General features: G+C 60.3%; 16 protein-coding genes and 2 tRNA genes. 4 read left to right on the forward strand and 14 right to left on the reverse strand.

The window, feature by feature from the left end; all coding sequences use genetic code 11:
• Positions 1-403: 403 nt before the first annotated feature.
• From BLU71_RS01180 to BLU71_RS01195, 4 genes are all read right to left on the reverse strand, one after another.
• Positions 404-1,699, reverse strand: coding sequence for a virulence factor family protein (locus tag BLU71_RS01180; protein WP_083352141.1), 1,296 nt, complete (start codon positions 1,697-1,699; stop codon positions 404-406).
• Positions 1,699-4,338 (reverse strand): bifunctional lysylphosphatidylglycerol flippase/synthetase MprF, encoded by a 2,640-nt coding sequence (gene mprF, locus BLU71_RS01185; RefSeq protein ID WP_083352142.1) that lies wholly within the window; start codon positions 4,336-4,338, stop codon positions 1,699-1,701. The genes BLU71_RS01180 and mprF overlap by 1 nt, the downstream gene beginning before the upstream one ends.
• Positions 4,339-4,617: 279 nt before the next feature.
• Positions 4,618-4,694, reverse strand: a tRNA-Met gene (locus tag BLU71_RS01190).
• A gap of 221 nt (positions 4,695-4,915) precedes the next feature.
• Positions 4,916-4,992: transfer RNA gene (locus tag BLU71_RS01195), tRNA-Met, on the reverse strand.
• A 279-nt stretch (positions 4,993-5,271) separates the two neighbouring features.
• Between BLU71_RS01195 and dinB the strand changes: the two genes are divergently transcribed.
• The gene (gene dinB, locus BLU71_RS01200; RefSeq protein ID WP_042608243.1) at positions 5,272-6,333 is read left to right on the forward strand and encodes a DNA polymerase IV; all 1,062 of its coding nucleotides are present in this window, start codon (positions 5,272-5,274) and stop codon (positions 6,331-6,333) included.
• A 94-nt stretch (positions 6,334-6,427) separates the two neighbouring features.
• On the opposite strand, the gene BLU71_RS01205 is transcribed toward dinB, so the two are convergent.
• From BLU71_RS01205 to BLU71_RS01220, 4 genes are all read right to left on the reverse strand, one after another.
• Positions 6,428-7,381 carry a hypothetical protein gene (locus BLU71_RS01205; RefSeq protein WP_042608242.1) on the reverse strand — a complete coding sequence of 318 codons (954 nt, stop codon included), beginning with the start codon at positions 7,379-7,381 and terminating at the stop codon, positions 6,428-6,430.
• Positions 7,382-7,398: 17 nt separating this feature from the next.
• Entirely contained in the window at positions 7,399-9,114 is a 1,716-nt protein-coding gene (locus tag BLU71_RS01210) for a proline--tRNA ligase (RefSeq protein WP_065615257.1), read from the reverse strand.
• Between the two features lie 129 nt (positions 9,115-9,243).
• Positions 9,244-10,803, reverse strand: coding sequence for an AmpG family muropeptide MFS transporter (locus tag BLU71_RS01215; protein WP_042608240.1), 1,560 nt, complete (start codon positions 10,801-10,803; stop codon positions 9,244-9,246).
• Between the two features lie 43 nt (positions 10,804-10,846).
• Positions 10,847-11,200 carry an MGMT family protein gene (locus BLU71_RS01220; protein WP_083352143.1) on the reverse strand — a complete coding sequence of 118 codons (354 nt, stop codon included), beginning with the start codon at positions 11,198-11,200 and terminating at the stop codon, positions 10,847-10,849.
• A gap of 165 nt (positions 11,201-11,365) precedes the next feature.
• Here BLU71_RS01220 and BLU71_RS01225 point away from each other — a divergent pair, with 165 nt between their 5' ends.
• Positions 11,366-12,373, forward strand: coding sequence for a DUF481 domain-containing protein (locus tag BLU71_RS01225; RefSeq protein ID WP_042608238.1), 1,008 nt, complete (start codon positions 11,366-11,368; stop codon positions 12,371-12,373).
• A 50-nt stretch (positions 12,374-12,423) separates the two neighbouring features.
• On the opposite strand, the gene BLU71_RS01230 is transcribed toward BLU71_RS01225, so the two are convergent.
• Together BLU71_RS01230 and BLU71_RS01235 are read right to left on the reverse strand one after the other, a co-directional pair.
• Complete coding sequence (locus tag BLU71_RS01230) at positions 12,424-13,878, reverse strand: toxin-antitoxin system YwqK family antitoxin (RefSeq protein WP_064364215.1); 1,455 nt, start codon at positions 13,876-13,878, stop codon at positions 12,424-12,426.
• Positions 13,879-14,008: 130 nt separating this feature from the next.
• The gene (locus BLU71_RS01235) at positions 14,009-14,218 is read right to left on the reverse strand and encodes a cold-shock protein (RefSeq protein ID WP_002554837.1); all 210 of its coding nucleotides are present in this window, start codon (positions 14,216-14,218) and stop codon (positions 14,009-14,011) included.
• A 355-nt stretch (positions 14,219-14,573) separates the two neighbouring features.
• On the opposite strand from BLU71_RS01235, the gene dcd reads away from it, so the two are divergent.
• Entirely contained in the window at positions 14,574-15,140 is a 567-nt protein-coding gene (dcd, locus tag BLU71_RS01240) for a dCTP deaminase (protein WP_007940589.1), read from the forward strand.
• Between the two features lie 107 nt (positions 15,141-15,247).
• Positions 15,248-15,457, forward strand: a complete 210-nt coding sequence (locus tag BLU71_RS01245) for a hypothetical protein (protein ID WP_016771389.1) — start codon at positions 15,248-15,250, stop codon at positions 15,455-15,457.
• Between the two features lie 43 nt (positions 15,458-15,500).
• On the opposite strand, the gene pdeM is transcribed toward BLU71_RS01245, so the two are convergent.
• The 4 genes from pdeM to BLU71_RS01265 all read right to left on the reverse strand — a co-directional run bounded on the left by pdeM (position 15,501) and on the right by BLU71_RS01265 (position 20,728).
• A complete protein-coding gene (gene pdeM, locus BLU71_RS01250; protein ID WP_408980762.1) occupies positions 15,501-16,154 on the reverse strand; it encodes a ligase-associated DNA damage response endonuclease PdeM in 654 nt (217 codons plus the stop codon).
• Positions 16,151-18,640: a ligase-associated DNA damage response DEXH box helicase gene (locus BLU71_RS01255; RefSeq protein ID WP_083352145.1), complete on the reverse strand. Its 2,490-nt coding sequence runs from the start codon at positions 18,638-18,640 to the stop codon at positions 16,151-16,153. The genes pdeM and BLU71_RS01255 overlap by 4 nt, the downstream gene beginning before the upstream one ends.
• Positions 18,641-18,832: 192 nt before the next feature.
• The gene (locus BLU71_RS01260) at positions 18,833-19,597 is read right to left on the reverse strand and encodes an ABC transporter ATP-binding protein (protein ID WP_042608235.1); all 765 of its coding nucleotides are present in this window, start codon (positions 19,595-19,597) and stop codon (positions 18,833-18,835) included.
• A 12-nt stretch (positions 19,598-19,609) separates the two neighbouring features.
• Positions 19,610-20,728, reverse strand: a complete 1,119-nt coding sequence (locus BLU71_RS01265) for a succinylglutamate desuccinylase/aspartoacylase family protein (RefSeq protein ID WP_064364212.1) — start codon at positions 20,726-20,728, stop codon at positions 19,610-19,612.
• Between the last annotated feature and the right edge of the window lie 11 nt (positions 20,729-20,739).

Raw genomic sequence — 20,739 nt, forward strand, 5'->3', positions numbered from 1 at the left:
CGCACAGCCGCCATAACTTGAGGAGCGCGCTGTTGCGATGGTTTCTCCGGGTTACCACACCCGATCGCTGAATGGGTCAGCGACGTCCGGAGAGTATCCCGTCAAAAAACAGCGCAATAGAGCGGCAAAGCGCCCGAACACGAGTTTCGGAGTTTGCCTACAAGGTCTGTGGGCGTCATCTGATATTGCGAGACCAGACGTAAACGAAACTAAACGTCGGACACTTGTTTCCCTGTAGGAGTGAGCCTGCTCGCGATAGCGGTGTGTCAGTTGGCAAATAGGTGGCTGACACTCCGCTATCGCGAGCAGGCTCACTCCTACAGGGGATTGGGGTGATCCATGCAAATGTAAAAAGCCCCCGCTATTGTGAGATGGCGGGGGCTTTTGTAGTCGGCGGCTCAGATCACTCTTCGGCGACCGAATCCTTGCTCTGGCGCTTCTGAATCAGCTCCACCAGACGCTTGGCCAGCGCCGGGTAGTTTTCATCAAAGTGATGTCCGCCGGGCAGTTTCACCGGTTCGCCAACGGCAGTCTTGTCGGTGCAGCCACTCTCATCCGTCTCTTCTTCACCATAGATGCACACAACCTTCGCCGCTGGCAATTTGGCCATTTCTGGCCCGGTGGCGGCTTCTTTGCCGGCGTTGCCGAGCCAGCCTTCGACTTCGATTTCGAAGCTGCCGGTGCGGGCGAAGGCGAGCAGGATGATCGCGTCGACGCGCTGCTGTTCGTTCTCTGGCAGGCGGTTGTAGATCGCTGGCAGGACGTCCGCGCCGAACGAGTAGCCGGTGAGGATGAAGCGCTTGGTGCCCCATTTCTGCCGGTAGTGCTGCATCAGTTCGGTGAGGTCGAGGGCGCTTTGTTCCGGGCTCTTGTGCTGCCAGTAGTAGCGCAGGGTGTCGATGCCGACCACCGGGTAGCCGATCTTGGCCATTTCCCCGGCGACGTCGCGGTCGAGGTCGCGCCAGCCGCCGTCACCGGAAAGGAACAGGGTCACGGTGTCGTTGGCCTGACCGGCCGGAACTTCCACGACCGGGATCGCCAGGCCGCCGTTGGCCTTGTCGCCGCCGACGAGGATTTTGCGCAGTTCGTTGTTCAGCACTTGCGGCAGGTTGATGTCGTAGTCGCTGATGCTGGTTTCGGCGTTCGGCTGATCGCGGACGAAACCTGCGCTGGCGTCGTCCGGGTTGTCGTTCCACGCCACCAGCCAGTGGCCGTGGGCGGCGGATTTTGGCAGCAGGTGGGTGCAGCCGGGCTTTTCCAGGGCCAGATCGACGGAGATGGCCTGGGCCTTGTCGTCTTTCTGTTCCGCCAGCCAGCGCCATGCCAGCACAGCGCCCGGGCCGATGCCGCTGACCAGGGTGGCCGGGCCGTTCAGTTCACGCAGGCCCGCTTGCAGTGCGCGGCTTTGCAGCAGGCAGTCCTTGGGCAGAATCACCTGAACGATCTGCGCCGAAGCGCTGCGGCTGAGGGTGGTCAGTTGTTTCTCGGAGAGCTTCTGTTCGTCGGTGACAGCCACCAACACCTGAGCCTTCGGCTTGCTGCCCGGAATCACCCGGGTCATGGCCGCGCCATCGGCGGGTTTGAGCTGTTCGACGGTCGGTTCCGGTGCCGGGCGTTTCAGGTACCAGTAACCGCCGCCGGCAATCACGGCCAGCACAATCAGTGCGGCCAGGATGTACTTCAGGGAGCGTTGAATCATCAGCGTTTCACCAATCCAGTCAAGCCGCCCGCGATCAGGGCGGCAGTGTCGGCCAGCGCCACGAGCGGATCGAGTCCGGCGGGCACGGCCATATAACGGGGTTCCCAGTCAGGCTGGAACTTGTCTTTGAAGCGGCGCAAGCCTTGGAAGTTGTACAGCTGCTCACCACGGCGGAAAACCATCGAGCCCAGACGCTGGGTCAGTGGCGCACCACGGCGGGGTTGCAACCCCGACAACGGCACCATGCCCAGGCTGAAGCGCGCGTATCCGTGACTCTTATAGTGTTGAATCAGGCCGACCATCATGAATTCCATGGTCAGCTTCGGCGCTTCCGGGTGCGCGCGCATCAGGTCGAGACTGGCCAGATCGTGGCTGTAAGTCTCAAGCAGATTGGCGAACGCCACCGGACGGCCTTCGAAGCGAATCACCGCGATGCGGAAATGCTTCAGGTAATCGTCGCTGAAACGGCCGAGGGAGAAGCCTTTCTCGCGCACGTTCTTGCCGGTCAGCCAGGCATCGGAAATGACCTTCAGCTCATCCATCGGCGCCTGGCCCGGCTCATGGATTTCCAGCGACAGACCGTCGCGGGTGCCACGGTTCCAGGTGTAGCGCAGGTCTTTCATCTCCTTGCCCTTGGCTTCCAGATCGAAGCGCCGCAGATCGACCCGGGCTTCTTCGCCGAGTTTGATCGCGGTCAGGCCGATGTCCATGTAGTACGGCAGATTTTCCGCACGTACCTGATAGAACACGGGGCGGGTGTGGTGGATGTCGCAGAGGTCGCGGAACTGCCAGATCATTTCCGCGCGTTGCTGGCTCGGCCCGATCGGGTCGTACAGCGCCACCAGACTGCGGCCACGCCGGGCGTACATCAGAAACGCCTCGTCGTTGGGATGAAACAGCAGTGCCTTGTCACCGGTCAGTGCGAGGCCGCCATCGGGTTGCGACGAGGCCATGAGGATTTTCGCTGCGCGGTCGAGTTCGTCCGGCGTCGGCAAATGAATCACCGGGCGTGCGGTGCGCAGCAGCCAGGTCAGGGAGATGATCACCAGCAACACCGCCGCGCCGAGCAGCGAGCGCAGGCCGCGGGGCGCATCAGCGTCGAGGGTGAACTGCCACCATAGTTGATGGCTGTAGGGCACGTCCTGATAGGCGAACAGCAGCAACCAGGCCGAAGCGCCCAGCACGCACAGGCTGGCGACCAGATACAGCGGCGAGAACGGCAGCTCGGTCAAACGGCTCGGGCGGTAGAAGGAGCGGCGGAACACACCCAGCAGTGCCGCCGTCAGTGTCATCAGCGTGGCTTCTTCCCAATCGAAGCCTTTGAGCAGCGAAAGCAGGGCGCCGACCAGCAGCAGAATGGTAGTCAGCATCCACGCCGCCGACAGGCGCCGACGCAGGCCTTGGGCGAGCAACAGGCACAAAACGCCAATCAGGCTGGCGCCGAAGTGAGAGGCGTCGACCAGTCGATGCGGGATCAGAAAACCGATGTGCTCCAGGCGCGTGTCGATTTCCGGGGTTGCGCCGGAAAACAGCAGCACCACGCCCGACAGGAACACCAGCACCGCCAGAATCGGCGCCGCCAGACCGGACGCGGCGCGCATGGTCTGGGTCTGAAACAGGCGCTGGCCTTCGTTGATCAGCAGCAACACGCAGGCGACCAGCAGCGGCAACACCACGTAGATCAGGCGATAGAGCAGCAGGGCAGCGGCCAGCGGTGCGGCGCCGAGCTTATCGGCAAACGCGGCAAGCAGAATCGCTTCGAACACGCCAACGCCGCCCGGCACATGACTGAGCACGCCCGCGGCCAGCGCCAACAGGTAGACCAGCAGGAATGGCGCAAACGGTGGCGCTTCCGGCAGCAGCAAATACAGAACGGTGGCAGCAGCCGCGACGTCGAGAGCGGTGATCAGCAGTTGCAGAAGGGTCAGGCGTCGACCCGGTAGACGCAAGGTGCGCCGACCGGCGCGAACCAGCAGATTGTCGGGGTAGGGTTGTTCCGGCAGACGACGGCGATAGATGCCTATCGCCAACACTGCACCGAGGATCAGTACGGCGGCGGCGACCGAACCAAGCAAGACTTCGGACAGTCCCAGCGCTTGCGAGGCAGCGGGCAAATTGCTCAACGTTGCCAGCGCAGCCAGCGGCGGCAATGCGCAGCCCAGCGAGAGGCTGGCGAACAGCGTCATGTGCGCAACTTCTGACGCACCGACACCCAACCGCGCATATAAACGATAACGAACCGAGCCGCCGGACAGCAGCGACAGGCCAATCGCATTGCCGATGGCAAACGCGGTGAAGCCGCCGAGGGCGAGCGTACGCGGCGGCAGCTTCACGCCAGCGTAGCGGCTGGCCGACCATTCATAGCCGAGCAGAATGATGAAACCGATCACGGTCGCGCCGATGGCGCCGAGCAGGGCCGGTTTCGGTACGTCGAGAATCGAGTCATGCAACGCGTCGAGATCGAGCTCGGCGAGCAGATGGCGGCAGGCAATCAGGGCAATGGCAAACAGCAGCAACGTCACCGCCAGACCGATCGGCTGACGGTATTTGCTTAACCGATCCAGCCAGCGCAAACGCTGGGGTTTGATCGGTTGTTCTGCTGTAACGGTGTCTTGTGGATCAGACGAGTTGGCGCGCATCAATCACCTCTTGGATTGTGCGCGACAGGATGGAGGTATCCAGCCAAGTTACCAATCCCTGTAGAAAAAAATAATCACAAAATACTACGCCTCTCGTCGGGCATCGGCGAGGGCAGTTCCTGGATTGCAGAAAGCCTGTCTGCGACTCAAGCATAGTCGCAACACAGCAGTTCTGATGATCCCCAGCGGTTCACTGCACAGTGACAGATCATTGTTGCGAAAGGACTTTTTCGACAGATACAAAAAAGGCCACTCTTTCGAGTAGCCTTTTTTGATGTTTGGTTGCGGGAGCCGGATTTGAACCGACGACCTTCGGGTTATGAGCCCGACGAGCTACCAGACTGCTCCATCCCGCGTCTGTGTGGCGGCATTCTACAGGCGAACGGCGAGGTGTCAACCGCTAATCCCCGAATGGGTCAAATAACTGCAAAATCGCGGCAAACGGTCGCAGGCGCGCGTTAAGTTTCGGAAATCCAAAGAAATCCTGTTCTTCCCCAACCCGTGTTGCACGACGCTGGCTGGACAAAACAGACGCGCACAAAAAAGGCCACTCTTTCGAGTAGCCTTTTTCGATGTTTGGTTGCGGGAGCCGGATTTGAACCGACGACCTTCGGGTTATGAGCCCGACGAGCTACCAGACTGCTCCATCCCGCGTCTGTGTGGCGGCATTCTACAGAGGTTCGCGAGTGTGTCAACCTTCGATCTGGATAAATCTGTTGAGGTTCAAGCGCTTAGGATCTTTTCGGGATCCGGTGATCGGCACGCAGGGCAGGCCGCGCAAGGCTTTCAGCTCTATTGGTCGGCGATCCTTGATTGAGAAAATAAATTCGTCGGAAATATCCTACGGTCGGAAAAGAACATTCAACCACTGGTGCTATATACAGGTGCCAATGAGATACTGCCGCTCCGGCTTGCCACGTTGCTTTTTCCGACATGACCCAGCGAAAAATCATCCACATCGACTGTGACTGTTTCTACGCCGCCATCGAGATGCGCGACGACCCGCGTCTGGCCGGCAAGCCACTGGCGGTGGGTGGTTCGGCGGACCGGCGTGGGGTGATCGCCACCTGCAACTATGAAGCGCGCGCCTATGGTGTGCGCTCGGCAATGGCCTCCGGGCATGCGTTGAAGCTGTGCCCGGACCTGACCATCGTCAAGCCGCGCATGGACGCTTATCGGGAAGCGTCGAAGGAAATTCATACGATCTTCGCCGACTACACCGACCTGATCGAGCCGCTGTCGCTGGACGAGGCTTACCTGGATGTGTCCGACAGCGCGCATTTCGGCGGCAGCGCCACGCGCATCGCTCAGGACATCCGCCGCCGGGTTTCCAATCAACTGCACATCACCGTTTCCGCTGGCGTCGCGCCGAACAAGTTTCTGGCGAAGATCGCCAGCGACTGGAAGAAACCCAACGGCTTGTTCGTGATCACCCCGGATCAGGTCGAGGATTTCGTCAGCGGTCTGCCCGTGAGCAAGCTGCACGGTGTTGGCAAGGTCACTGCCGACAAGCTCGGCAAGCTCGGCATCGTCGACTGCCAGCACTTGCGCGAATGGGGCAGGCTGGCGCTGGTGCGCGAATTCGGCAGTTTTGGCGAGCGATTGTGGAATCTCGCCCGTGGGATCGATGACCGCCTGGTGCACAACGACAGTCGGCGTCAGTCGATCAGTGTGGAAAACACCTACGATGTTGATCTTCCGGATTTGCGCGCCTGCCTCGACAAATTGCCCGAGCTGCTCGACACCCTGAAAAACCGCATGGCGCGGATCGACAGCAGTTACCGACCGGGCAAGCCGTTCGTCAAAGTCAAATTTCATGACTTTACCCAGACCACACTGGAACAGGCCGGGGCAGGGCGGGACCTGGGCAGTTATCAGTTGCTGCTGACGCAGGCGTTCAATCGCGGCGGCAAGCCGGTGCGGTTGTTGGGAGTGGGGGTGAGGCTGGAGGATTTGCGCGGCGGGTTTGAGCAGATGGAGTTGTTTGAGCGGTAGATCGTCAAAGCAAAAGATCGCAGCCTTCGGCAGCTCCTACACCGGGATGGTGTACACCCTGTAGGAGCTGCCGAAGGCTGCGATCTTTCAAGGCTTAATTCGGCCCCGGATCAGCCACTAAACGCCCGGCATCCTTGGCCAAAGACTTGAGAAACTCAGTCTGCAACTCCGGATCATTGCGCGTCAGTTCGATCAGGCTTTGTTCCAGTTCGCTGGCTTCCTCTTCCAGGCCCAGTTCCGACAGGCGTTTGACCCGGTGCACCCACTGGCTCACCTCGTCATCTTCCAGATCGTCATAAATCAGCCCGTGCGCTTCAAGCAACTTGCCGCGCAGGTGACCGCTGAGCATCAGTGTCGAGTCGGAGTGCACGTCATCCTTGGCGTCTTCGACACTGATCTGCAAGCGGCCGATATGATTGAGGTCATGTTCGGCAAAAGGACTGTCGAGCAGGTTCAAGCGCAGCACACCGTTGCGGTCGGTGGTCATGTCGAACGTCTGCTTGCCTGCCTTGACCTGCACCGGGCGCTCGCTCCATGGCAGGCTCGAATACTCCGTGCGCTTGTCGCGCTGGACTTCGTCGATGCCCGCGAGGTTCTGCTGCGCGCGACCGTTGGACTGCGCGTTCATGAACGGGTTGAGCCCGGCGAAACCGTAGCTCAGCCAATCCTTGGTGACGCTGTCCGGCAGGTTGCCGAGGGCGAACACGTTGACCACGTTCGCACCGACACCACCGACCACGGCCACCGCGCCCAGCGGAATCTCATAGACTTCGCGCCAGGGTTGGTAAGGCGTGTAGCGGTCGTAACGGCGGGTGACTTCGAACTCGGTGACTTCGAAGGTCTTCTGCTCGTTGATCTTCACGCGTCGCTGCGGCAGCTCGAGCACCTTGGGCTCGCCGACATCGATCTGCAGGCTGTGATCGAGCAACTTTCGCTCGACCCGCTCTTCGTGCTCGCTGCGTTGCGACATGTGATTGGCGCAGCCGCTGACCAGCAGGGCGCCGCACAGGGCGGCGCCACCGAGGCCTAAGGTGTTTCGCTTGAACATGACGTCTCTATCTGGTTTCAGCGGCGGATACGGGCCTGAAGGAAGGACACAACATCGGCCACCGGCAGCGCTTGCGCCTCTGCTGCGGAACGACTCTTGTATTCCAGGTTGCCTTCGGCGAGGCCGCGGTCGCTGACCACGATCCGGTGTGGAATGCCGATCAGCTCCATGTCGGCGAACTTGATGCCCGGGCTGGTTTTCTTGTCGCGATCGTCCAGCAGCACTTCGAAACCGGCCGCCGTGAGTTCGGCATACAGCTTGTCGGTGGCTTCGCGCACCTGCTCGGTTTCATAGCGCAGCGGTACCAGAGCGATCTGGAATGGCGCCAGCGTGTCGCTCCAGATGATGCCGTTGGCGTCGTTGTTCTGCTCGATCGCAGCGGCAACCACGCGGGATACGCCAATGCCGTAGCAGCCCATTTCCAGGGTCACCGGCTTGCCGTTCTCGCCCAGCACTTCGCACTTCATCGCCTTGCTGTACTTGTTACCCAGCTGGAAGATGTGGCCGACTTCGATGCCGCGCTTGATTTCCAGCGTGCCTTTACCGTCCGGGCTTGGGTCGCCCGCAACGACATTGCGCAGGTCGGCAACGGTCGGAACCGGCAGATCACGCTCCCAGTTCACGCCGAAGTAGTGCTTGTCGTCGATGTTCGCGCCGATGCCGAAGTCGCTCATCATCGCGACCGAGCGGTCGATGATGATCGGCAGCGGCAGGTTCAGCGGGCCGAGCGAGCCAGCGCCGGCGCCAATCGCATCACGCAGTTCGGCATCGGAGGCCATCACCAGCGGGCTGGCCACGCCTGGCTGGTTGGCAGCCTTGATTTCGTTCAGTTCGTGGTCGCCACGGATGACCAGCGCGATCAGCTTGCCTTCTTCTTCGGCATGAACGATCAGGGTCTTGATGGTCTTTTCAATCGGCAGATTGAATTTTTCCACCAGCGCCGCGATGGTTTTGGTGTCCGGTGTGTCGACCAGGCGCAGCTCTTCGGTTGGCGCAGGGCGCGAGGTTTCCCGTGGCACCGCTTCGGCTTTTTCGATGTTCGCCGCGTAGTCGGAACCGTTGCTGAAAACGATATCGTCTTCGCCGGACTCGGCCAGCACGTGGAACTCGTGGGAGCCGGCGCCACCGATCGAACCGTTGTCGGCTTCAACCGGGCGGAATTTCAGGCCCAGACGCGTGAACACGTTGCAGTACGCCTCGTGCATGCGGTCATAGGTGATCTGCAGCGACGCTTGATCGGCGTGGAAGGAGTAGGCGTCCTTCATGATGAATTCGCGGCCGCGCATCAAACCGAAGCGTGGGCGGATTTCGTCACGGAATTTGGTCTGGATCTGGTACAGGTTGATCGGCAGCTGTTTGTAGCTGCTCAACTCGTTGCGCATCAGATCGGTGATCACTTCTTCGTGGGTCGGGCCCGCGCAGAAATCACGACCGTGGCGGTCTTTGATGCGCAGCAGCTCAGGGCCGTATTCTTCCCAGCGCCCCGATTCCTGCCACAGCTCGGCCGGTTGGGTGCTCGGCATCAACACTTCCAGAGAACCGGCAGCGTTCATTTCTTCGCGAACGATGGCTTCGACCTTGCGCATGACTCGCAGGCCCATGGGCAGCCAGGTGTACAGGCCCGAGGCAAGCTTGCGGATCATGCCGGCGCGCAGCATCAGCTGATGACTGATCACGACCGCGTCGGAAGGCGTTTCTTTCTGTGTGGCGAGCAAAAATTGACTGGTGCGCATGGTTGGCCGTTGTCGGTTGCTATGACTGGAAATGACGGAGCAGTGTACCGGCGAGTTTTGCTGACGTACAGAAGTGTGGCCGGCGCAAAGGTCCGGTGGCGGGATTCCTCCCGTCACCGGCGAAGTGTCCTACGATTCTTCGGTTGCGGGCGTCGGTGCGGGTTCGGGCGTCGGTGTCGGCCCTTCGCGGCGGCGCTCCTGAAACCAGTGCAGCGCAATCAGCAGCAGCGTCGGCACGCCTAGCAGAGCGGTGATGAGGAAGAAGCTGTGATAGCCGAACTTCTCGACCAGCACGCCGGAATAGCCGCCCATCAGGCGCGGCAGCAGCAACATGATCGAGCTGAGCAGGGCATATTGCGTGGCCGAGAATTTCAGGTTGGTCAGGCTCGACAGGTAGGCGACGAACGCTGAAGTCGCCAGGCCCGAGCTGAAGTTGTCGAGGGAAATGGTCACCACCAGCATCTGCAGGTTCGGCCCCATGTCCGCGAGCATCACGAACAGCAGGTTGGTCGCCGCCGAAGCCACGCCGCCGATAAACAGGATCGGCAGGATGCCGAAGCGCACGATCAACAGGCCGCCCATGCCGGCGCCGACGAGGGTCATGATCAGGCCGAAGATCTTGCTGACGCTGGCAATCTGATCCTTGGTAAAGCCCTGGTCGATGTAGAACACGTTGGCCATCACGCCCATCACCGTGTCCGACATCCGGTAGGTGGCGATCAGGCCCAGCAGCAACAGCGCCTGCCAGCGATAACGCAGGATGAAGTCATTGACCGGCGTCAGCACCGGCGCCAATCCACGCCGGCCCATGGCCGACAGACACATCCCCGTGAGCAGCGTATAGAGAATGGCGCGAAGGAAAGCGCGGTCTTCGAGCAGCAGGTCGAGCGGGCTCATGTCGCCGAACAGCACGCCAGCGAAATCGGTGTTGTACAGCTGGGTGAACATCGCCGGTACGGAAACCAGCAAAACGATCAGCACGAACACCGACATCAATTGATGCATGAACGTATAGCGCCCGGCCTGCAACTGCGTGCGCAGCGGCACCGGCGGCTCACGCATGAACAGCGTGGTCAGCAGCGCGGGCACCATCAATGCGCCGAACAGCACATAGGTGCCGGTCCACGCCGCGTGCTTATAGTTGAAACCGGTGGAGCCGAAACCTTCGGCGAAGAACAGCGCGCCGGCGGTGGCGAGCAGGGCGGCGACGCGGTAACCGGACATGTAACTGGCGGCGAGGGCGGCCTGGCGGCTGTCATCGGCGATTTCCAGGCGATAGGCGTCGACCGCGATGTCTTGCGTGGCTGAGGCAAAAGCGACGACGACGGCAATCGCGATCAGCCAGGACAAATGCTTCTGCGGATCACAGAAACCCATGCCGATCAGGCCAAGAATCACCAGTGCCTGAGAGAGCACCAGCCAGGAGCGGCGACGACCGAGTTTGCCCAGCAAGGGCAGGCGCCATTGGTCGAGCAGCGGTGACCAGACCCATTTGAACGCATACGCCAGGCCGATCAGGCTGGCATAGCCGATGGTTTCACGGGCTACGCCCGCTTCACGCAGCCACACGGAGAGCGTCGAGAACACCAGCATGTACGGCAGGCCGGCGGCAAAACCGAGCAACAACAGCACGAGCGTCGAAGGACTGGCATAGGCGGCGAGCGCGGCGCGCCAGGTTTTACGGGGCATGGGCTGAAGTCTGCCTCAAAATTGCGAAAACAAAGCGCGCACTCTAACCGCTGTGCTCTACCGGACGCCAGCCATGGCGCCGAATATCCACACGATTGTTCTGGATGGTGATGCCTTCCATGCGCAATCGCGCGCGTTGTTCATCACCGGAGGGGCTGCCGACCGGCAGGCTGATGCGTCCGCCGGCACCCAATACGCGGTGCCAGGGCAGCCTGGTGTCGCCGGGCAACTGGCTCAAGGTGCGCCCGACCCAGCGCGCGGCGCGGCCCAGTCCGGCCAGTTCGGCCAGCTGTCCATAACTGACGACTTTGCCTTCGGGCACTTGCGCGAGCGTCGAGTAGAGCGCCGTGCGTCGGATTTGCGCATCGTTTTCGACGCTGTCGAGCGGGTCTTTCACGTACGCGGCTCCTGAGCATTGGCGTGACAATGGTGACAAGGGTAATCGCTTGGGGCGCAGTTGAGAAATGAACTCAATTGAAATAGTCCGGTCAGTCCTTGTCATGGGCAAAATCCTACGGATAATGCCGACCCTTTTCGCCAACTCTGAGCCCCCGGTCTGCTTATGTTTCCCAGAACCTTGTTGTGCCTTGCTGTTTTCAGCACGTCCACGCCCCTGCTTGCCGACACCGTCTGGTTGAAAAACGGCGACAAGTTGAGTGGCACTATCACGGTCTTCGACGGCGGAAAGCTGTTGATCCAGACCAAATACGCCGGTGCCGTGGCAATTGACTGGAAAGAGGTCAAGACCCTCGACAGCGATCAGCACTTGCTGGTGAAGCAGGACGCCTATGCCGGCGAAGTGTCGAAATCGCTCACGGCGGCCGACGACGGCAAGGTCACCCTGGCCAATGGCGAGGCGCCGAAGACTGTCGAGCTGGCGAGCATTCAGCAGATCCTCAAGCCCAAGCCGATCGTCACCGACCTGGTGTGGAAGGGCAACGTCGACCTGGCGCTGGACTATCAGCGCGCCGAAAAGGACACCGACGATTACGATGTTGGCTTCAAGACTTCCGCTCGCCATGGTCGCTGGCGGCATATCGCTGAGGGCGAGTACAACCGCGAAGTGCAGGATGCGGAAACCACCACCAACAACTGGCGCGCCGAATACTCCCTCGACCGCTTCCTCACCGATCAGTGGTTCTGGCAGGGGCGCATCAACTACAAGCGTGATCACATCGAAGAGCTGGCGCGTCAGCGTGTGGTCGGTACCGGTCCGGGCTACCAGTTCTGGGACGACGAACTGGGCGCGTTCTCGCTGGGTTCGTTGCTTAACCGCACCGACTATGAATACCGCGATGGCAGCAAGGACAACTTCTATTCCGTCGCGATGAAGTGGGACTACAACCGCTACCTGATCGGCAAGAAAGTCGAGTTCTTCACCAATGGCGAAGTCGGCAAGCCGTTGTCGGGCGTCGCCGATTACGCACTGGATGCCGAGCTGGGCCTGCGCTACAAGGTCACCGAATGGGCCTCGCTCAATCTCAAGGCCGAGCGCGACATCATCAGTGGCACCAACGATGCCGATTTGAACAAGACCCGCTATACCGCAGGGTTTGGCGTCGCTTGGTAAACACCTGCGCTAGAAAGGAGAAAGCCCCGTGATTGCGGGGCTTTTCATTGTCAGCTTTCTGCTTTGGTCTTGCTGACGGGAATCGAAACACATTCTCCCTGCCTGACGCCCATCTGATATTGGCATTGGTAGCTCAGGCTGCCGTCTTTCCTGAAGAAGCGCATCGGTCCATGCTCGGCACCATCGATATAATCGGTAAATGAAGCCATCTCACCGTTTTCGTGCCATGTCGTGGATGATCCGTGAAGGTTGCCGTCTTTGTATTTTCGATGTTCTTTAAGCTGGCCGGTCGCGTACCACTGTTTGAAGTCGCCCTGTTGGCGATGTTTTTCATCCCACTGCCACTGCAAGGTTTGCCTGCCTTGCTCATTCCATTGCTCATAGCTTCGTTGAATGCCGTTCCTATAAAACTGCTTCTCTTTGACAGTCCCGTCGATGAAGTAAGTGGTTATCCAACCATCTGGCTTGCTGTCGAAATTGGTGCGGGAAGTCTCAATGGCTCCGTTGTCAAAATAAGAATTATCCGGTCCTTGAGCTTTGCCGTTGATGTAAACGGTTTCGTACTTGACCTGTCCATTTGAATGGTAGCTAAGGACAGGGCCGTCGAGGACGTCATTTCGATAACTGCTGCGTCCGATCAGCGCCCCGTCCTCGTCGTATTCGAGATACTCGCCATCTACGTGCCTGCCCAGATGCCAGTTATAGGACTCAGCGATTTTGCCATTCTCGTGATAGATAAATTGCCAACCCTCGAGATGGTTGTTGAGGTAGTTTTCACGCTTGATGACGACCCCTTGTTCGGAATATGTCAGCGCCTCGCCCTGACGCAGGCCGTTAGCATCATTCTGGTAGGTCCGGCGGGGTTTTCCGTTTCGATAGTAAGCTTTGTATGTCAGAACGGGTTTCGCTGAAGCGAAGTCTTCTCTGTCGACGTAATGCTCGCTGCTTAGACTTCGCGTGTCCCGGTAAAAAATTTGTGCTTGCCACGCCTGTTTTTCTTCGTCATAGGACATTGGCATTTTCAGGTAGTACAACGCCAGGCCTTCGCCGATCGGCTTGAGGTGCTCGTCCAGATAAAGCTTGTCGTCTGCCAGAGGGTTCGTCAGGTCTGCGCACTCCTCAGGAGTGCAGGGGCGTACCTTTTCGAAGAAGGCGCGTTTTCGCTCGCAAGCAGAGAGCGTCAGAATCAGGGGGATTTTTTGGTCGATCAAGTCTTGGACTTCGCCGAGCGCTCGTCGAAATGATTCGTTCGGAATGCCCAATGATTCTGGAGTCAAATAGACCTCGTTGCTGCCGCAGGCGTGAGGAGTCGAGAGCGTCAGGAGCGCTGCGCCTCTGAGTTGCATCGAAGAGTGGCCATTGACTTCTGGTCCTTTCGCCAGATATGTCGCACGAGGGTTCATGTCGAGAATCACCGTCGGATGATCAGATTTGGTCTCTGCATTCAGAGGGGGGGCGAACGCCAACAGCAACGCGTTGAATGTGCTCCAAGAGATGAATTGCATCCTGCTTCTTCCATGTGATTCCAGGGCGCGGATCATATAGAGCGGAGGCAAAAAGAGGGGCAAACAAAATATACAGACACAAAAAAGCCCCGCTTTTAAGGGCGGGGCTCTTTTCTAAAGAAGCTACAAGTTAGATAACTTGTACTTCTTCAGCTTGCATGCCTTTCTGACCGCGGGTAGCGATGAAAGAAACCTGTTGGCCTTCTTTCAGGCTTTTGAAGCCGTCGGATTGGATAGCTTTGAAGTGAACGAACAGGTCGTCACCGGATTGTGGAGTGATGAAGCCGAAGCCTTTTTCATCGTTGAACCACTTAACGGTACCGGTTTGGCGATTAGACATGGTGTAACTCCTTGAACAAAGATAACTGCGACTCAGGAAGAACCCTGGCCGAGACTGAGTGCAAAGAGCAGGAAAAATTCTTGTAGATGGTTGGATCGAAATTCAACATATCGTGTAGAGATTCTCAGTGACACAAGCAACACAGTGACGCCACCTTAACCCTTTTTCCGGAACGTGCCAATGTTTCTTGCAAAGGATTCTGTGTTTTAGGGATCGGCGGTGCGGCTGTTCGTCGCCACATCTCGTAAATACGGGGTGTTCGCCGAGAATTGCGTTGCGCACTTTGATCGCGGCGACGCGCCCGGTAAGATGCCGGACAGAATTTTTCCACCTCGCTATTCAGGACAACCCCGCCATGAGCATCAAATCGGACAAGTGGATTCGCCGCATGGCGCAGGAACACGGCATGATCGAACCGTTCGTCGAGCGCCAGATGCGCGGCAGCGACGACAGCCGGGTGATTTCCTACGGCGTGTCGAGCTACGGTTACGACGTACGTTGCACCAACCACTTCAAGGTGTTCACCAACATCAACTCGGCGATCGTCGACCCGAAGAACTTCGACGCCGGCAGCTTCGTCGACATCCACAGCGACGTCTGCATCATCCCGCCGAACTCCTTCGCCCTGGCCAGCACCGTCGAATACTTCCGTATTCCGCGCAATGTGCTGACCATCTGCCTGGGCAAGAGTACCTACGCGCGCTGCGGCATCATCGTTAACGTCACTCCGCTCGAGCCTGAGTGGGAAGGTCACGTGACCCTGGAATTCTCCAACACCACCAACCTGCCGGCGAAAATCTACGCCAACGAAGGCGTGGCGCAGATGCTCTTCCTTGAATCCGACGAGGAATGCGAAGTTTCCTACAAGGATCGCGGCGGCAAGTATCAGGGCCAGCGTGGCGTGACCTTGCCGCGTACCTGATCGACCATCCGACGGATGTCGGGAATTCTTTGGCGGGCAGACACTCTATGGGGTGTACTGCCCGTTTTTGTTACACACAAATTCGGGCCTTCACTGAGGAGTGCCCTATGAAGATCGACCCGCGAATCAGCGCTGAACTGGCAAGGCTTGAGCCCAATCAGATAGGCGTACTGGCCTGGTCGCTATTGGCGAATCCGTCGTTGAGCCTGTCCGGCGGCGTGCCCGGTCAGCCCGATCCCGATACTCCCAACGAACAACCGACCGAACCTGGCGAACCAACGCTGCCGGACGAACCGCCTCCGGCGCCAGTTGCCTGACCCCACTCATGAATATGGCCCGTCAACCCGATCGATCTGCGATCTAGCTGACGGGCCATATTTCGTTGTCGCCGATCACGAAGACTTTACAGCTGTCGTCGCGCTCGACCTGATAGCCGCCGGTAAAGGCACCGAACGCCGGCATCAGGCTGATGCGCTCACCCAATCTGAAACAGGCCAGGCGCAAGCTCTGCCGGCCTCTGCCGTGCAATCGATAAACCGGATGAACGTGTCCCGCGAGCACGTGCCGTTCGGGATGCGGATCGGGTTCATGTTGCAAGGCGAATGGCCCGAGCAATAGCGGCTCGGGTACCACGCGGATATTCAGCGAGGGCGGTGGGTCGCCAGCGCGTTTGTCGTGGTTGCCGCGAATCAGCGTCATCGGCAGGTCAGCGTGCCGCGCGCGCCATTCTCCCAGCGCATTCAGTGTGGTCGGGACATGGGAGCCAGGCCCATGCAGAAAATCGCCGAGGAAGATCAATTGGCGACACGGCAGTCGCGCCAGCAGCGCGTCGATCACTTCGATGTTGCTAGCCGTGGTGCCATGCGGCACCGGCTGGCCGAGGCTGCGATAGGCCGCCGCTTTGCCGAAATGCACGTCGGCGATCAGCAGCGCCTCCTGCGCGGGCCAGTACAGGGCTTTCTCCGGCAGTAACCACAATTCTTCGCCGGCCAGGCGCACCGGGTAGGCGCTCACGACGATTTACCGTTATCAGCAGTTTTTTCCAGGTCACCGACCATTCTTCTGATCCTGTCAGCCAGTTTTTCCGAACTCATGCTCTCGCGCATCCGCTCCACCAGCAGCGGAAAGCCCAGCGGTGTAGGACGTTTAAGCTGATGCACGTCGAGTTTCATCCGATTGATGCATTCCAGTGTCTGTTCCAGACGGCGAATATCCAGTTCTTCGCGCAGGACTTCTTCCCCGGCCTGGGCCAGGAGCAGGTTGTCGGCGTCATATTGTTTGAACACTTGGAAAAACAAGCCACTCGACGCCTGCACCTGGCGAGTACTCTTTGGTGCGCCCGGATATCCGGCGAACACCAGCCCGGCGATCCGGGCGATTTCGCGGAAGCGGCGCAGCGCCAGCTCACCTGCATTGAGACTGGCCAGCACGTCCAGCAACAGATCATCGGCATTGAACAGGTGTGCGTCGAGATGGGTGGCCCAGTCCACCGGCGTGGCGCTGAGCAATTCCAGGCCGTAGTCATTCACCGCGATCGAGAAGGTCACCGGTTGGCGCTGGCTGACGCGCCACGCCAGCAGGCTCGCCAGCCCCAGATGCACTTGGCGCCCGGCGAATGGATAGAGGAAAAGGTGCCAGCCTTCGCGGGATTTCAGCACTTCGGCCAGCAGATTTTCCGTGGTGGGCAAGCCAGACCAGCGTATCTGCGTCTCCAGCAGCGGCCGCAGCGCGTGCATTTCCGGGCCGTTGAATTGACCTTGAGCAGCGGCGCTGAAGCGCGCCACCACCGCTTCGGCCAGTTCGTTGGATAACGGCATGCGCCCGCCATTCCAGCGCGGCACGGCGGCTTTTTTTGCGGTGCTGCGTTTGACGTAGGCGGTCATGTTTTCCACCCGTACCAGCTCCAGCAAGCGCCCGGCGAAGAGGAAGCCGTCGCCGGGTTTGAGTCGGGCGATAAAGCCTTCCTCGACGCTGCCCAGCTGTTTGCCGCCGCCACCCTTGCTCCAGAATTTCAGATTGATGCTCGCGTCGCTGACGATGGTGCCGATGCTCATGCGATGGCGCCGCGCCAGACGTGCATCCGGCACACGCCAGACGCCGTGTTCGTCCGGCTCGACCCGGCGGTAGTCCGGGTACGCTGTAAGAGACATCCCGCCGTGGCGTACGAAAGCCAGTGCCCAGGCCCAGTCCGCCGGTGTCAGGTCGCGATAAGCCCAGGCGGCGCGGACTTCTTCGTACAGATCCTCAGGAATAAAGCCACCGCCGAGGGCCATGCTGACCAAATGCTGGACCAGCACATCCAACGGCTTGTGCGGCGACAGGCGTGGCTCGATGCGCCGTTGCTCGACGGCATCGCGGGCGGCGACCGCTTCGATCAGTTCAAGGCTGTGGGTCGGCACCAGCGTCACCCGCGAGGTGCGCCCCGGTGCGTGGCCGGAGCGCCCGGCACGTTGCATCAAGCGCGCGACCCCTTTCGCCGAGCCGATCTGCAGCACGCGCTCGACCGGGAGGAAATCCACGCCCAGATCCAGGCTTGAGGTGCACACCACGGCTTTCAATTGGCCATTCTTCAACGCCTGCTCGACCCAGTCGCGGGTGTCGCGGGACAGTGAACTGTGGTGCAACGCGATCAACCCGGCCCAGTCCGGCCGCGATTCCAGCAGCGCCTGATACCAGATCTCCGACTGCGCGCGGGTGTTGGTGAACACCAGGCTGCTGGCGCAGGCGTCGAGTTCGGCCACCACTTGCGGCAGCATCTTCAGACCGATGTGCCCGGCCCACGGAAAACGCTCGGTGGCCGGTGGGAGCAGGGTATCGACCTGCAGGGTTTTTTCGCTTTTACCCTGCACACTGACGCCGCCGCCCTGTGGGATCAGCACTTGCTCGGCGTGAGACTGATTACCGAGGGTGGCGGAAACGCCCCAGACGATTAGTTCCGGCTGCCAGTGACGCAGACGGGCGAGGGCCAGTTGCAGCTGCACGCCGCGTTTGTTGCCGAGCAACTCGTGCCATTCATCAACGACGATCATGCGCAGGGTCGACAACGCCGTGCGCGCGTCGGCGCGGGCGAGCAGCAGGGTCAGGCTTTCAGGTGTGGTAATCAGGGTGGTCGGCAGGCGCCGCCCCTGACGAGCGCGTTCGCTGCTGCTGGTGTCGCCAGTGCGCAGGCCGATGCTCCACGGAATCTGCAAATCATCCACCGGGGTTTGCAGTGCGCGGGCAGTGTCGGCGGCGAGGGCGCGCATCGGCGTGATCCACAGCACCGTCAGCGGTTCGGCCGGCGGTTTGCGTTTGCGCGGCGTGGCCACGGGCGGCTGCAAGCGGGCGAAGCGATTGAGTGCGGCAAACCACACCGCATAGGTTTTGCCGGCGCCGGTGCTGGCGTGGAGCAAGCCGGATTCGCCGTTTTTCACCGCCGCCCACACCTGTTTCTGAAAGGCGAACGGCTTCCAGTCGCGGGCGCTGAACCAGGTTTTTGCAAAGTCGGGGGATTTCGCCATGCCGGCTGCGTGCGCTCTGGAGGTGTTGTTTCAGAGACAGCGAAGCGTGGCGACAAGTTTGATTTTTGTGGCTTGCGCGGTCCCCTGTAGGAGTGAGCCTGCTCGCGATAGCGGTGTGTCAGTTACATCAATGTTGGATGTGATGACGCTATCGCGAGCAGGCTCACTCCTACAGGGGAGATGTGCACGACGTTATTTAAGGTTACCGCTGAGGAACTGCTTCAGGCGTTCACTCTTGGGATTGCCCAGCACCTCTTCCGGCGCGCCTTCTTCTTCCACCAGACCCTGATGCAGAAACAGCACCTGATTCGACACCTTGCGCGCAAAACTCATTTCGTGGGTGACCATGATCATCGTCCGGCCCTCTTCGGCCAGACCCTGAATCACTTTCAACACCTCACCGACCAGTTCCGGGTCGAGTGCCGAGGTCGGTTCGTCGAACAGCATCACTTCCGGTTCCATCGCCAGCGCCCGGGCGATCGCCACGCGCTGTTGCTGGCCGCCGGAGAGAAACGCCGGATATTGATCGGCCACCCGCGCCGGCAAGCCGACTTTGTCCAGATAACGTCGGGCGCGATCCTCGGCTTCCTGTTTGCTGCAGCCCAGCACCCGGCGCGGGGCCATGGTGATGTTTTCCAGCACGGTCATGTGGCTCCACAGATTGAAATGCTGGAACACCATCGCCAGCCGTGTGCGCAGGCGTTGCAGTTCATTGGCGTCGGCGACGTGCATGCCGTGGCGGTCGGTGACCATACGGATCGCCTGGCCATCGAGGCTCATGGCGCCGTCATTCGGTTGTTCAAGAAAATTGATGCAGCGCAAAAAGGTGCTTTTGCCCGAGCCGCTGGCGCCGATCAGGCTGATCACGTCGCCGGTCCTGGCCTTGAGCGAAACGCCTTTGAGCACCTGATGATCGCCATAGCTTTTGTGCAGGCCTTCAACGGTCAGTTTGTACATGGACGAGCATCCTCAAGGCGAAAGTAGGTAGCCGCTGCGATAGGCTTCGGCGCCCGCGACGTGGGCGATGACCATGCCGGCGGTGGCCATGCGTCGCAGCGAGCGCGCGTACAGCAGGCCGGCGGCGGTGCAATGAATGGGGGTGACCTTGTCGTGGATCGGGTCGATGATTTCGGCGATCTGCTGCCCGGCTTCCAGATATTGGCCGGGCGTTGCGCAGTACACCAGCAGGCCGCCGACGGGCGTGGTCACCGGTTCGACTCCGGCCAGCGGCGTGGCCGGGTACGGCAGCGGCGGTTGCGGCTTGGTTTCGCCGACGATGGCGTCGAACTGGATCAGGTAATCGATCAGCGCCTGACAGTCGCGGCTGGCCAGCGGGTGATTGACGTCGCCCTGGCCGCGCAACTCGACGGTCACCGAGAAACTGCCCAGGGGAATCTCGACGTGCTCGCCGAAGCGCTCGCGCAATTGCCACCAGAGCAGGGTGAAGCATTCGTCGAACGACTGGCCGCCGGAGTCGGTAGCGAGCAGGCTGGCCTGGGCTTCGATATAGCGCGCCAGCGGCTCGACCTGCGGCCACGCCTCGGGCGTGGTGTACAGGTGCACCACCGATTCGAAATCGCAGTGCAAGTCCAGCACCATGTCGGCATCACAAGCCAGGCGTTGCAGGGTCAGACGCTGGGATTGCAGTTGCGTGGTCGGCGTCTGACGGGCGAGGGCGTTGCGCAGGCTGGCCCGGATCAGTTCAAGGTTGTGCTGCGCATCATCGTTGAGTTGGCCTTCGATGGCGTTGCCGATTTCTTCGCTGAGGTCGACGAACCAGCGATTGAAATTCTGCCCGCTCTCCAGGTCATAGCGGCCCAGCGGCACGTCCATCAGCACTTGTTCGAGGCCGACCGGGTTGGCCACCGGCACCAGAACGATTTCGCTGCGCAGGCGACCGGCGGCTTCAAGCTCCGCCAGACGCTGCTTGAGGTGCCAGGCGACCAGCATGCCCGGCAGTTCATCGGCGTGCAGCGACGCCTGAATGTAAACCTTGCCCTTGGCCTGCTGTGGGCCGAAGTGGAAGCTGTGAATCTGCCGTGCGGTCCCCGGCAGCGGGGCCAGCAGGTCATGGATCTGGTGGCGCATTGTTATCTCTT

Source organism: Pseudomonas moraviensis (assembly GCF_900105805.1).
GTDB lineage: Bacteria > Pseudomonadota > Gammaproteobacteria > Pseudomonadales > Pseudomonadaceae > Aquipseudomonas > Aquipseudomonas moraviensis_A.